The organism is Citrobacter sedlakii (assembly GCF_018128425.1).
GTDB classification, from domain to species: Bacteria; Pseudomonadota; Gammaproteobacteria; order Enterobacterales; family Enterobacteriaceae; genus Citrobacter_A; species Citrobacter_A sedlakii.
The window spans coordinates 4,477,069-4,490,797 of record NZ_CP071070.1 but is presented as its reverse complement, the minus strand read 5'-3'; the positions used below and the strand labels follow the sequence as shown (position 1 = coordinate 4,490,797).

At 52.3% G+C, this 13,729-nt stretch carries 6 protein-coding genes, 6 tRNA genes and 3 rRNA genes; 14 read left to right on the top strand and 1 reads right to left on the bottom strand.

The features are described 5' to 3' along the window. The first annotated feature begins 10 nt into the window (after nt 1–10). The 9 genes from btuB (at nt 11) to birA (ending at nt 10,428) form a co-directional block, all read left to right on the top strand. Nucleotides 11–1,849: a TonB-dependent vitamin B12 receptor BtuB gene (gene btuB, locus JY391_RS21245; RefSeq protein ID WP_211934982.1), complete on the top strand. Its 1,839-nt coding sequence runs from the start codon at nt 11–13 to the stop codon at nt 1,847–1,849. Then, on the top strand, nt 1,794–2,645 hold the full coding sequence (gene murI, locus JY391_RS21240; protein ID WP_211934981.1) for a glutamate racemase: 852 nt from the start codon (nt 1,794–1,796) through the stop codon (nt 2,643–2,645). Before btuB ends, murI begins: the two co-directional genes overlap by 56 nt. A gap of 377 nt (nt 2,646–3,022) precedes the next feature. Then, nucleotides 3,023–4,564: ribosomal RNA gene (locus JY391_RS21235) — 16S ribosomal RNA — on the top strand. A gap of 69 nt (nt 4,565–4,633) precedes the next feature. Continuing rightward, nucleotides 4,634–4,710: transfer RNA gene (locus JY391_RS21230), tRNA-Ile, on the top strand. 110 nt (nt 4,711–4,820) lie between these two features. Continuing rightward, nucleotides 4,821–4,896: transfer RNA gene (locus JY391_RS21225), tRNA-Ala, on the top strand. A gap of 172 nt (nt 4,897–5,068) precedes the next feature. Beyond that, nucleotides 5,069–7,973, top strand: a 23S ribosomal RNA gene (locus tag JY391_RS21220). A gap of 191 nt (nt 7,974–8,164) precedes the next feature. Beyond that, nucleotides 8,165–8,280 (top strand): 5S ribosomal RNA (rrf, locus tag JY391_RS21215). The 16S, 23S and 5S rRNA genes sit together here with 2 tRNA genes alongside, the layout of an rRNA operon. Nucleotides 8,281–8,440: 160 nt before the next feature. Continuing rightward, nucleotides 8,441–9,469 (top strand): UDP-N-acetylmuramate dehydrogenase, encoded by a 1,029-nt coding sequence (gene murB, locus JY391_RS21210; RefSeq protein ID WP_211934980.1) that lies wholly within the window; start codon nt 8,441–8,443, stop codon nt 9,467–9,469. Next, entirely contained in the window at nt 9,466–10,428 is a 963-nt protein-coding gene (birA, locus tag JY391_RS21205) for a bifunctional biotin--[acetyl-CoA-carboxylase] ligase/biotin operon repressor BirA (RefSeq protein WP_211934979.1), read from the top strand. Before murB ends, birA begins: the two co-directional genes overlap by 4 nt. Before the next feature lie 27 nt (nt 10,429–10,455). Here birA and coaA read toward each other — a convergent pair whose 3' ends face one another. After that, nucleotides 10,456–11,406: a type I pantothenate kinase gene (gene coaA, locus JY391_RS21200; RefSeq protein WP_181823308.1), complete on the bottom strand. Its 951-nt coding sequence runs from the start codon at nt 11,404–11,406 to the stop codon at nt 10,456–10,458. Between the two features lie 403 nt (nt 11,407–11,809). Between coaA and JY391_RS21195 the strand changes: the two genes are divergently transcribed. From JY391_RS21195 to tuf, 5 genes are all read left to right on the top strand, one after another. Then, nucleotides 11,810–11,885: transfer RNA gene (locus tag JY391_RS21195), tRNA-Thr, on the top strand. 8 nt (nt 11,886–11,893) lie between these two features. After that, a tRNA-Tyr gene (locus JY391_RS21190) sits at nt 11,894–11,978 on the top strand. 114 nt (nt 11,979–12,092) lie between these two features. Continuing rightward, nucleotides 12,093–12,167: transfer RNA gene (locus JY391_RS21185), tRNA-Gly, on the top strand. A 5-nt stretch (nt 12,168–12,172) separates the two neighbouring features. Then, nucleotides 12,173–12,248, top strand: a tRNA-Thr gene (locus JY391_RS21180). Between the two features lie 116 nt (nt 12,249–12,364). Further along, nucleotides 12,365–13,549 (top strand): elongation factor Tu, encoded by a 1,185-nt coding sequence (tuf, locus tag JY391_RS21175; RefSeq protein ID WP_181822206.1) that lies wholly within the window; start codon nt 12,365–12,367, stop codon nt 13,547–13,549. The last annotated feature ends 180 nt before the right edge of the window (nt 13,550–13,729 follow it).

Sequence of the window (13,729 nt, the reverse complement as noted above, 5' to 3'; positions counted from 1 at the left end):
ATGCTTTATAATGATTAAAAACATATCGCTGCTGACGGCGCTCTCCGTCACGGCCTTTTCTGGTTGGGCACAGGATGCCACGCCTGACACGCTTGTCGTCACGGCAAATCGTTTTCAACAACCCGTCAACACTGTCCTGGCCCCTACGGATATCGTCACTCGTGAAGATATCGACCGCTGGCAGTCCCGCACCGTTCTGGATGTTATGCGCCGTCTGCCGGGCGTGGACGTCGCGCAGAACGGCGGTATGGGACAGAGTTCCTCCCTGTTTGTACGCGGCACTGAAGCGAAACATGTGCTGGTATTGGTGGACGGTATTCCGGTGGCGCGTCCGGGCATTACCAATAACTCCGATATCGATCAAATTCCGGTCTCGCTGGTTCAGCGCATTGAATATATTCGGGGACCGCGCTCGGCGATATATGGCTCAGGGGCGATTGGCGGTGTGGTAAATATCATCACCATGGCGGGTGATGAGCGCGCGCAAATTAACGCGGGCGTCGGTTCGAACAGTTACCAACAGTATGACGGCACATGGCGTCAGCGTTTCGGTGATACGGTGTTGACGGCAGCGGGTGCTTACCAGTCCACCAAAGGCTTCGACGTGCAGCCGCGCTCCAGCTATAGCGGCGACGGCGATCGCGACGGTTACCGTAACAAACTGTTCTGGGGCGGCGTCGAACATAAATTTAACGATAATTTTGATGGCTACTTCCGCGGCTACGGCTATGCCAGCAATGCCGATTATGACCAGGGCAACTGGGGATACGACGGCGGAAACGATGAGCATCAGAATTACACCCAGTCATGGGATACCGGGCTGCGTTTCAATTCCGGGATCTACTCGTCACAACTGGTGGCCAACTACCAGCGCATTAAGGACTACAACTACAGCAGTCAGACCGGGCGCTACGCTACGGGATACACCCTGGATGATATGGAACAGCGCTATATCCAGTGGGGAAATAACGTGATCGTCGGTCATGGCGCGGTCAGCGCGGGGGTTGACTGGAAGCAGGAAAAACTGATGTCCTTTGGCGCTTCCGGAACCGACAACTACAAGCGCGATAACACCGGGCTTTATCTGACCGGGCAGCAGCAGATCGACAGCGTGACCCTGGAAGCGTCGGGTCGTGAAGATCATGACGATCAGTTTGGCTGGCACGGCACCTGGCAAACGGCAGCCGGCTGGCAGTTTATCGACAATTATAAAGTGACGCTTTCCTACGGTACGGGTTTCCTCGCGCCTTCGCTTGGTCAGCAGTTTGGCGCTGAGCGCTTTGGTATCGCGTCCAACCCGAATCTGAAACCGGAAGAGTCTAAACAGTGGGAAGCCGGATTAGAGGGGGTGACCGGACCGCTGGACTGGCGTTTGTCGACCTATCATTACAAAATCCAGAACCTGATCGATTACAACAATAACACCTACTTCAACGTGAAGTCCGCGACCATTAAAGGCCTGGAGTGGACAGGTAATATCACGACGGGGCCGGTCGATCATCGCGTAACGTTACAATATGTTGACCCGCGCGATGATGAAACCGATCAGCGGCTCTACCGGCGTGCAAAACAGCAGGTGAAGTATGAGCTGAGCGGCGAGGTGTATGACCTGGGATGGGATGTGACGTACCAATACATTGGCGAGCGCTATGATTATGATTACGATAATTCCCGTAAGATAAAAATGGGCGGGCTGAGCGTGTGGGATATCGGACTTTCATATCCTGTCACCTCACACCTCACAGTTCGTGGTAAAATAGCCAACCTGTTCGATAAAGATTACGAGACAGTTTATGGCTACCAAACTGCAGGACGGGAATACACCTTGTCTGGCAGCTACACCTTCTGATCCACGCCACACCGTGCTGGTATTTGATTCCGGTGTCGGTGGGTTGTCGGTCTATGACGAGATTCGGCGCCTCCTGCCGGATCTCCACTATATATACGCTTTCGATAACGTCGCTTTTCCTTATGGAGAGAAAAGCGAAGAGTTTATTGTTGAGCGCGTCGTCGAGATAGTGACCGCCGTTCAGCAGCGCTATCCCCTTTCTCTGGCGGTGATTGCCTGCAATACGGCCAGTACCGTCTCGCTTCCCGCGCTGCGTGAGAAATTTGCTTTTCCCGTGGTGGGGGTCGTTCCGGCCATTAAACCGGCGGCGCGCTTAACGGCCAATGGCATTGTGGGGCTGCTGGCGACGCGCGGTACCGTAAAACGGCCCTATACCCATGAGCTGATCGCGCGTTTTGCTAATGAATGCCAGATCGCGATGCTGGGTTCTGCTGAGCTGGTGGAACTGGCTGAAGCGAAACTGCACGGTGAGCCTGTTCCGCTGGAGGAACTGCAGCGGATCCTGCGTCCCTGGCTGCGTATGCCAGAGCCTCCCGACACGGTAGTGCTCGGCTGTACGCACTTCCCATTACTAAAAGAAGAACTCCTGCGCGTTTTGCCGGAAGGGACGCGGCTGGTGGACTCCGGTGCGGCGATTGCACGGCGCACTGCCTGGCTACTGGAGCATGAAGCGCCGGATGCGAAATCGACGGACGCGAATGTTGCTTATTGCATGGCGCTGACAGCAGAGACTGAACAACTTTTACCCGTTTTACAGCGTTATGGCTTTGAGTCGCTTGAAAAACTGTCGGTTTAACGCCAATTTGGGTAAATATCAGGCAGTCGAAAAATTATTTTAAATTTCCTCTTGTCAGCCCGAAATAACTCCCTATAATGCGCCACCACTGACACGGAACAACGGCACGCAAGCCGCCGGGTCAGCGGGGTTCAGACCAGAACCTCACGGAGAAAAGCAAAAATAAATGCTTGACTCTCAAGCGGGAAAGCGTATTATGCACACCCCGCGCCGCTGAGAAAAAGCGAAGCGGCACTGCTCTTTAACAATTTATCAGACAATCTGTGTGGGCACTCAAAGTGACATGGATTCTTAACGTCGCAAGACGAAAAATGAATACCAAGTCTCTGAGTGAACACGTAATTCATTACGAAGTTTAATTCACGAGCATCAAACTTAAATTGAAGAGTTTGATCATGGCTCAGATTGAACGCTGGCGGCAGGCCTAACACATGCAAGTCGAACGGTAACAGGAAGCAGCTTGCTGCTTCGCTGACGAGTGGCGGACGGGTGAGTAATGTCTGGGAAACTGCCCGGTGGAGGGGGATAACTACTGGAAACGGTAGCTAATACCGCATAACGTCGCAAGACCAAAGAGGGGGACCTTCGGGCCTCTTGCCACCGGATGTGCCCAGATGGGATTAGCTTGTTGGTGAGGTAACGGCTCACCAAGGCGACGATCCCTAGCTGGTCTGAGAGGATGACCAGCCACACTGGAACTGAGACACGGTCCAGACTCCTACGGGAGGCAGCAGTGGGGAATATTGCACAATGGGCGCAAGCCTGATGCAGCCATGCCGCGTGTATGAAGAAGGCCTTCGGGTTGTAAAGTACTTTCAGCGGGGAGGAAGGGATTGTGGTTAATAACCGCAGTCATTGACGTTACCCGCAGAAGAAGCACCGGCTAACTCCGTGCCAGCAGCCGCGGTAATACGGAGGGTGCAAGCGTTAATCGGAATTACTGGGCGTAAAGCGCACGCAGGCGGTCTGTCAAGTCGGATGTGAAATCCCCGGGCTCAACCTGGGAACTGCATTCGAAACTGGCAGGCTTGAGTCTCGTAGAGGGGGGTAGAATTCCAGGTGTAGCGGTGAAATGCGTAGAGATCTGGAGGAATACCGGTGGCGAAGGCGGCCCCCTGGACGAAGACTGACGCTCAGGTGCGAAAGCGTGGGGAGCAAACAGGATTAGATACCCTGGTAGTCCACGCCGTAAACGATGTCTACTTGGAGGCTGTGCCCTTGAGGCGTGGCTTCCGGAGCTAACGCGTTAAGTAGACCGCCTGGGGAGTACGGCCGCAAGGTTAAAACTCAAATGAATTGACGGGGGCCCGCACAAGCGGTGGAGCATGTGGTTTAATTCGATGCAACGCGAAGAACCTTACCTGGTCTTGACATCCACGGAAGACTGCAGAGATGCGGTTGTGCCTTCGGGAACCGTGAGACAGGTGCTGCATGGCTGTCGTCAGCTCGTGTTGTGAAATGTTGGGTTAAGTCCCGCAACGAGCGCAACCCTTATCCTTTGTTGCCAGCGGTCCGGCCGGGAACTCAAAGGAGACTGCCAGTGATAAACTGGAGGAAGGTGGGGATGACGTCAAGTCATCATGGCCCTTACGACCAGGGCTACACACGTGCTACAATGGCATATACAAAGAGAAGCGACCTCGCGAGAGCAAGCGGACCTCATAAAGTATGTCGTAGTCCGGATTGGAGTCTGCAACTCGACTCCATGAAGTCGGAATCGCTAGTAATCGTGGATCAGAATGCCACGGTGAATACGTTCCCGGGCCTTGTACACACCGCCCGTCACACCATGGGAGTGGGTTGCAAAAGAAGTAGGTAGCTTAACCTTCGGGAGGGCGCTTACCACTTTGTGATTCATGACTGGGGTGAAGTCGTAACAAGGTAACCGTAGGGGAACCTGCGGTTGGATCACCTCCTTACCTTAAAGAACCTGCCTTTGTAGTGCTCACACAGATTGTCTGATGAAAAACGAGCAGTAAAACCTCTACAGGCTTGTAGCTCAGGTGGTTAGAGCGCACCCCTGATAAGGGTGAGGTCGGTGGTTCAAGTCCACTCAGGCCTACCAAATTCGCTCCCGTGCTTTGTTGTGGCAAAGCTCGCATACTGATGTATGCTTCGCTTCACCACGCCGCGCCCGGAAACGAATTATCGGTAAAGAGGTTCTGACTACACGATGGGGCTATAGCTCAGCTGGGAGAGCGCCTGCTTTGCACGCAGGAGGTCTGCGGTTCGATCCCGCATAGCTCCACCATTCTGTAGAACGTTTACGTAAGAAAACTTCAGAGTGTACCTGAAAGGGTTCACTGCGAAGTTTTGCTCTTTAAAAATCTGGATCAAGCTGAAAATTGAAACACAGAACAACGAAAGTTGTTCGTGAGTCTCTCAATTATCGCAATCAGAAGTGAAACATCTTCGGGTTGTGAGGTTAAGCGACCAAGCGTACACGGTGGATGCCCTGGCAGTCAGAGGCGATGAAGGACGTGCTAATCTGCGAAAAGCGTCGGCGAGGTGATATGAACCTTTGACCCGGCGATGTCCGAATGGGGAAACCCAGTGTGATTCGTCACACTATCGTTAACTGAATACATAGGTTAACGAGGCGAACCGGGGGAACTGAAACATCTAAGTACCCCGAGGAAAAGAAATCAACCGAGATTCCCCCAGTAGCGGCGAGCGAACGGGGAGCAGCCCAGAGCCTGAATCAGCCAGTGTGGTAGTGGAAGTGTCTGGAAAGGCACGCGATACAGGGTGACAGCCCCGTACACAAAACCGCACCGGTTGTGAGCTCGATGAGTAGGGCGGGACACGTGGTATCCTGTCTGAATATGGGGGGACCATCCTCCAAGGCTAAATACTCCTGACTGACCGATAGTGAACCAGTACCGTGAGGGAAAGGCGAAAAGAACCCCGGCGAGGGGAGTGAAAAAGAACCTGAAACCGTGTACGTACAAGCAGTGGGAGCCTCTTTATGGGGTGACTGCGTACCTTTTGTATAATGGGTCAGCGACTTATATTCTGTAGCAAGGTTAACCGTATAGGGGAGCCGCAGGGAAACCGAGTCTTAACTGGGCGTTAAGTTGCAGGGTATAGACCCGAAACCCGGTGATCTAGCCATGGGCAGGTTGAAGGTTGGGTAACACTAACTGGAGGACCGAACCGACTAATGTTGAAAAATTAGCGGATGACCTGTGGCTGGGGGTGAAAGGCCAATCAAACCGGGAGATAGCTGGTTCTCCCCGAAAGCTATTTAGGTAGCGCCTCGTGAATTCATCTCCGGGGGTAGAGCACTGTTTCGGCTAGGGGGCCATCCCGGCTTACCAACCCGATGCAAACTGCGAATACCGGAGAATGTTATCACGGGAGACACACGGCGGGTGCTAACGTCCGTCGTGAAGAGGGAAACAACCCAGACCGCCAGCTAAGGTCCCAAAGTCATGGTTAAGTGGGAAACGATGTGGGAAGGCTCAGACAGCCAGGATGTTGGCTTAGAAGCAGCCATCATTTAAAGAAAGCGTAATAGCTCACTGGTCGAGTCGGCCTGCGCGGAAGATGTAACGGGGCTAAACCATGCACCGAAGCTGCGGCAGCGACACTATGTGTTGTTGGGTAGGGGAGCGTTCTGTAAGCCGTTGAAGGTGTGTCGTGAGGCATGCTGGAGGTATCAGAAGTGCGAATGCTGACATAAGTAACGATAAAGCGGGTGAAAAGCCCGCTCGCCGGAAGACCAAGGGTTCCTGTCCAACGTTAATCGGGGCAGGGTGAGTCGACCCCTAAGGCGAGGCCGAAAGGCGTAGTCGATGGGAAACAGGTTAATATTCCTGTACTTGGTGTTACTGCGAAGGGGGGACGGAGAAGGCTATGTCGGCCGGGCGACGGTTGTCCCGGTTTAAGCGTGTAGGTGTGTGTTCCAGGTAAATCCGGTTCACTTTAACACTGAGGCGTGATGACGAGGCACTACGGTGCTGAAGTGACAAATGCCCTGCTTCCAGGAAAAGCCTCTAAGCATCAGGTAACATCAAATCGTACCCCAAACCGACACAGGTGGTCAGGTAGAGAATACCAAGGCGCTTGAGAGAACTCGGGTGAAGGAACTAGGCAAAATGGTGCCGTAACTTCGGGAGAAGGCACGCTGATATGTAGGTGAAGTGATTTACTCATGGAGCTGAAATCAGTCGAAGATACCAGCTGGCTGCAACTGTTTATTAAAAACACAGCACTGTGCAAACACGAAAGTGGACGTATACGGTGTGACGCCTGCCCGGTGCCGGAAGGTTAATTGATGGGGTTATCCGTAAGGAGAAGCTCTTGATCGAAGCCCCGGTAAACGGCGGCCGTAACTATAACGGTCCTAAGGTAGCGAAATTCCTTGTCGGGTAAGTTCCGACCTGCACGAATGGCGTAATGATGGCCAGGCTGTCTCCACCCGAGACTCAGTGAAATTGAACTCGCTGTGAAGATGCAGTGTACCCGCGGCAAGACGGAAAGACCCCGTGAACCTTTACTATAGCTTGACACTGAACACTGGTCCTTGATGTGTAGGATAGGTGGGAGGCTTTGAAGCGTGGACGCCAGTCTGCGTGGAGCCGCCCTTGAAATACCACCCTTTAATGGCTGGTGTTCTAACGTAGGCCCGTAATCCGGGTTGCGGACAGTGTCTGGTGGGTAGTTTGACTGGGGCGGTCTCCTCCTAAAGAGTAACGGAGGAGCACGAAGGTTGGCTAATCCTGGTCGGACATCAGGAGGTTAGTGCAATGGCATAAGCCAGCTTGACTGCGAGCGTGACGGCGCGAGCAGGTGCGAAAGCAGGTCATAGTGATCCGGTGGTTCTGAATGGAAGGGCCATCGCTCAACGGATAAAAGGTACTCCGGGGATAACAGGCTGATACCGCCCAAGAGTTCATATCGACGGCGGTGTTTGGCACCTCGATGTCGGCTCATCACATCCTGGGGCTGAAGTAGGTCCCAAGGGTATGGCTGTTCGCCATTTAAAGTGGTACGCGAGCTGGGTTTAGAACGTCGTGAGACAGTTCGGTCCCTATCTGCCGTGGGCGCTGGAGAACTGAGGGGGGCTGCTCCTAGTACGAGAGGACCGGAGTGGACGCATCACTGGTGTTCGGGTTGTCATGCCAATGGCACTGCCCGGTAGCTAAATGCGGAAGAGATAAGTGCTGAAAGCATCTAAGCACGAAACTTGCCCCGAGATGAGTTCTCCCTGAGACTTTAAGTCTCCTGAAGGAACGTTGAAGACGACGACGTTGATAGGCCGGGTGTGTAAGCGCAGCGATGCGTTGAGCTAACCGGTACTAATGAACCGTGAGGCTTAACCTTACAACGCCGAAGATGTTTTGGCGGAATTGAGAAGATTTTCAGCTTAGATTCAGAGTCCGAAGGATTTTGCGCTGAGACAAGGCGGCAAGTGAAGCGACGGAAGGAGCATACAAAAGTATGTGACTGACGTTCGCAGGCGCAGCCAACGCAGTATCAGCACAAAAGACACAGGACAGAGCACAAAGAATTTGCCTGGCGGCCTTAGCGCGGTGGTCCCACCTGACCCCATGCCGAACTCAGAAGTGAAACGCCGTAGCGCCGATGGTAGTGTGGGGTCTCCCCATGCGAGAGTAGGGAACTGCCAGGCATCAAACAAGTGAAAAGCCCATCCTGACGGATGGGCTTTTTGCGTTTCTGGCGCTGGTCTACTGAATCAGCCTGTAGTAATCAAACCCATTCCGCCATAAAACAAGCCTTACCGCAGCATATGCGTTAAAATAACGCGATTATGCATCTGGAAAGCGTCTATGAATCACTCCCTCAAATCCTGGAATACCTTTGGTATCGATCAGCCTGCAAATGAAATTGTTTGTGCTGAGAATGAACAACAACTCTTAAATGCCTGGCAAACCGCCAATGCAAAGCAACAACCGGTATTGATTCTGGGTGAGGGGAGTAATGTACTGTTCCTTAATGCTTTCCATGGGACTGTCATCATCAATCGTATTAAAGGAATTGAGGTGACAGAACAACCAGATGCGTGGCATTTGCATGTTGGCGCTGGCGAAAACTGGCATCAGCTGGTTCAGCATACGTTGCAGCTTGGTATGCCTGGACTGGAAAACCTGGCGCTGATCCCTGGCTGCGTCGGTTCTTCTCCCATTCAGAATATAGGTGCTTACGGCGTTGAGCTTCAACGGGTCTGCGATTACGTTGACTGCATCGAATTAGCGACGGGGACGCCTCACCGTCTTAGCGCTAAAGAGTGCCGTTTTGGATACCGTGACAGCATTTTTAAACATGAGTATCAGGATCGCTTTGCAATTGTCGCCGTTGGCCTGCGCCTGTCTAAGCAATGGCAGCCAGTATTGACCTATGGCGATCTCACGCGACTCGACCCGGCGACCGTTACGCCTCAGCAGGTGTTTGACTCCGTCTGCCATATGCGAATGACTAAACTGCCAGACCCGAAAGTAAACGGTAACGCAGGCAGCTTTTTTAAAAATCCTGTCGTGACAGTTGACGTTGCACAGGCACTGTTATCTGAATTCCCCCACGCGCCACATTATCCCCAGGCGGATGGCTCAGTAAAACTGGCGGCTGGCTGGCTAATTGACCAGTGCCAGCTTAAAGGCATTGGAATTGGCGGCGCTGCTGTACATCGCCAGCAGGCTTTGGTACTCATTAACGCGGATAATGCGACAAGTGAAGATGTTGTCCAGTTGGCGCATCTGGTTCGTGAGAAAGTTGGAGAAAAATTTAACGTCTGGCTGGAACCGGAAGTGCGGTTCATTGGACAAATGGGTGAGGTCAATGCCGTGGAGATCATCGCATGAAGGATAATACCGTTCCCCTGACGCTGATCTCTCTGCTAGCCGACGGCGAGTTTCATTCTGGCGAACAGCTAGGTGATACGCTGGGGATGAGCCGCGCAGCCATTAACAAGCATATCCAGACACTACGAGATTGGGGCGTTGATGTTTTCACCGTGCCTGGCAAAGGCTATAGTCTGCCCGAGCCAATCCAACTGCTGGACGCGAATCGTATTCATAGCCAACTGGATCGCGGCACGGTTGCTGTGCTCCCTGTAATCGATTCAACCAATCAGTATCTCCTGGAGCGAATCGGAGAACTGCAGTCAGGTGACGCATGTGTCGCTGAATATCAGCAGGCCGGACGCGGTCGCCGTGGACGTAAATGGTTTTCGCCATTCGGCGCCAACTTATATCTGTCGATGTACTGGCGTCTGGAACAGGGACCCGCTGCGGCGATCGGTTTAAGCCTGGTGATTGGCATCGTGATGGCGGAAGTCTTACACGATTTGGGAGCAGATAAGGTTCGCGTAAAGTGGCCAAACGATCTGTATCTGTTGGATCGTAAACTGGCAGGGATCCTGGTTGAGCTGACGGGGAAAACAGGCGACGCTGCACAGATCGTGATCGGCGCAGGAATAAACATGGCGATGCGTCGTGTTGAAGAGGGCATCATAAATCAGGGATGGATTACGTTACAGGAAGCCGGTATCACGCTCGATCGTAATACGCTGGCTGCGAGACTCATTCGTGAATTACGTACCGCGCTGGAGTTATTTGAGCAGGAAGGCCTGGCTCCCTATCTTTCGCGTTGGGAAAAACTGGATAACTTTATCAATCGCCCGGTCAAACTGATTATCGGTGAAAAAGAAATATACGGCATCTCTCGGGGGATTGATACGCAGGGCGCATTGCTGCTTGAGCAGGACGGGATAGTAAAACCCTGGGTGGGAGGGGAAATATCCCTGAGAAGCGCGCAATAAAAAGGGGAGCGATTGCTCCCTTTTTATTTATTTACGCAGGCGAACCTGCTCGACCGCATGATTTGCGCTTTTTGTCATAATGAGACTCGCGCGTTCACGTGTGGGTAAGATGTTTTGCTTCAAATTCAGCCAGTTAATCTCTTTCCATAATGCCGTAGCGGTATTGATTGCCTCATCTTTTGACAGCTTCGCGTAGTTATGGAAATAAGAATCGGGGTCAGTAAACGCCCCTTCACGGAATTTGAGGAAGCGGTTGATATACCACGTTTGCAGTAAATCTTCCGGTGCATCAACATAAATAGAAAAGTCGACGAAATCAGAAACAAATACATGGTGAGGGTCGTGCGGATAGTCCATTCCGCTTTGCAACACGTTAAGCCCTTCGAGAATTAATATATCCGGCTGGGCCACCGTTTTATCGCCATCAGGAATCACGTCATATATCAGGTGCGAGTAAACCGGAGCCGTCACATTTGGCACGCCTGATTTAAGATCAGAAACAAACTTAACCAGGCGGTGCATATCATAGGACTCAGGAAACCCTTTCTTCTTCATCAGACCGCGATCTTTCAGCACCTGATTAGGGTGAAGAAAACCATCAGTGGTAATCAACTCAACGCGACGATGCTCCGGCCAACGGCTCAGCAGCGCTTGCAACACGCGCGCGGTGGTACTTTTTCCTACAGCCACGCTGCCGGCAATACTGATGATATAAGGGATACGCTCGCCATTCGTGCCAAGGAACTGCTCGAGAACCGCCTGACGACGAAGGTTTGAGCTGATATAGAAGTTAAGCAAACGCGACAGAGGCAAATAAATCTCCGCGACTTCTTCCAGCGACAGATCTTCATTTATACCTTTTAACCGTGCGATCTCATCTTCAGTCAGAGTCATTGGCACGGAATCACGAAGCGCAGCCCACTGGTTGCGGTTAAACTGTAGGTAAGGCGTCATTAACGTTTGCTCTTTTATACTCATAAGCATGTTTCTGGCTGTCATTACTTCATCAGGGCCGTGATGAAAAAGCGCGTCAGCCCCGGCATGCAATGGCACGTCACATTTCAGTTAATCTGGACAATGGGCAGGAGGGTAACACCAGATGGAAAGGAATAATAAGAAAAAATGTTTCCCTTACTTCATTCGCTGAAAAGCAATGTGACGCATATTCCAGATGTGAAGATGATAATTTTAGCCAGTAAGCGGGCCAGTGCCGACAGCAAAGCGAAACTTGCCTTGTCCGTAATGTCGAAATTTTATGCTAAGCTGTCTGAAAATACGTCATTTATTGGTCGTATAGCGCAAAATGTGAGCGATAGAACATTTTATGCAATTTTTTAGTTGCATGCGCTCGCAGGTCTCCATAGAATGCGCGCTACTTGATGCCGACTTAGCTCAGTAGGTAGAGCAACTGACTTGTAATCAGTAGGTCACCAGTTCGATTCCGGTAGTCGGCACCATCAAGTCCGGTGGGGTTCCCGAGCGGCCAAAGGGAGCAGACTGTAAATCTGCCGTCACAGACTTCGAAGGTTCGAATCCTTCCCCCACCACCACTTTCTGGCAGCGAATGCTGTCTGAGCTGGTTAAGAAAATAATCGGCTCGAATGAGAAAAGAGACTCGTCTCTTTTTTTGTTACAGAAAGAACTGGGTAGCCGAGTTTCAGGATGCGGGCATCGTATAATGGCTATTACCTCAGCCTTCCAAGCTGATGATGCGGGTTCGATTCCCGCTGCCCGCTCCAGACGTGCTGATATGGCTCAGTTGGTAGAGCGCACCCTTGGTAAGGGTGAGGTCCCCAGTTCGACTCTGGGTATCAGCACCACTTCACTTCTCCTTCCCGTGTTTTCTCTGTAACGACTCAATGATTCAACAGTCAGGCATATCGCCTGGTTGATGTGGTGATATCACCGATTTATCCGTGTCTTAGAGGGACAATCGATGTCTAAAGAAAAGTTTGAACGTACAAAACCGCACGTTAACGTCGGTACTATCGGCCACGTTGACCATGGTAAAACAACGCTGACCGCTGCAATCACTACCGTACTGGCTAAAACCTACGGCGGTGCTGCTCGCGCATTCGACCAGATCGATAACGCGCCGGAAGAAAAAGCGCGTGGTATCACCATCAACACCTCTCACGTTGAATACGATACCCCGACCCGTCACTACGCACACGTAGACTGCCCGGGCCACGCCGACTATGTTAAAAACATGATCACCGGTGCTGCGCAGATGGACGGCGCGATCCTGGTTGTTGCCGCGACTGACGGCCCGATGCCGCAGACCCGTGAGCACATCCTGCTGGGTCGTCAGGTAGGCGTTCCGTACATCATCGTGTTCCTGAACAAATGCGACATGGTTGATGACGAAGAGCTGCTGGAACTGGTAGAGATGGAAGTTCGTGAACTGCTGTCTCAGTACGATTTCCCGGGCGACGACACGCCGATCGTTCGTGGTTCAGCTCTGAAAGCGCTGGAAGGCGACGCAGAGTGGGAAGCGAAAATCATCGAACTGGCTGGCTTCCTGGATTCTTACATTCCGGAACCAGAGCGTGCGATTGACAAGCCGTTCCTGCTGCCGATCGAAGACGTATTCTCCATCTCCGGTCGTGGTACCGTTGTTACCGGTCGTGTAGAGCGCGGTATCATCAAAGTGGGCGAAGAAGTTGAAATCGTTGGTATCAAAGAGACTGCGAAGTCTACCTGTACTGGCGTTGAGATGTTCCGCAAACTGCTGGACGAAGGCCGTGCGGGTGAGAACGTAGGTGTTCTGCTGCGTGGTATCAAACGTGAAGAAATCGAACGTGGTCAGGTACTGGCGAAGCCGGGCACCATCAAGCCGCACACCAAGTTCGAATCTGAAGTGTATATTCTGTCCAAAGACGAAGGCGGCCGTCATACTCCGTTCTTCAAAGGCTACCGTCCGCAGTTCTACTTCCGTACAACTGACGTGACTGGCACCATCGAACTGCCGGAAGGCGTAGAGATGGTAATGCCGGGCGACAACATCAAAATGGTTGTAACCCTGATCCACCCGATCGCGATGGACGACGGTCTGCGTTTCGCAATCCGTGAAGGCGGCCGTACTGTAGGTGCGGGCGTGGTTGCTAAAGTTCTCGGCTAATTGCTGATAACATTTGACGCAATGCGCAATAAAAGGGCATCATTTGATGCCCTTTTTGTACGCTTTCGAACCAGAACCTGGCTCATCAGTGATTTTATTTGTCATAATCATTGCTGAGACAGGCTCTGTAGAGGGCGTTAAACCGAAGTGCTAACGCGTATTTCGGTACAAGGTTGATAG

Bases quoted from the DNA above. Each gene is read 5' to 3' on its own strand.
- btuB (WP_211934982.1), top strand. From the start codon at position 11: ATGATTAAAAACATATCGCTGCTGACGGCGCTCTCCGTCACGGCCTTT.
- murI (WP_211934981.1), top strand. From the start codon at position 1,794: ATGGCTACCAAACTGCAGGACGGGAATACACCTTGTCTGGCAGCTACA.
- murB (WP_211934980.1), top strand. From the start codon at position 8,441: ATGAATCACTCCCTCAAATCCTGGAATACCTTTGGTATCGATCAGCCT.
- birA (WP_211934979.1), top strand. From the start codon at position 9,466: ATGAAGGATAATACCGTTCCCCTGACGCTGATCTCTCTGCTAGCCGAC.
- coaA (WP_181823308.1), bottom strand. From the start codon at position 11,406: ATGAGTATAAAAGAGCAAACGTTAATGACGCCTTACCTACAGTTTAAC.
- tuf (WP_181822206.1), top strand. From the start codon at position 12,365: ATGTCTAAAGAAAAGTTTGAACGTACAAAACCGCACGTTAACGTCGGT.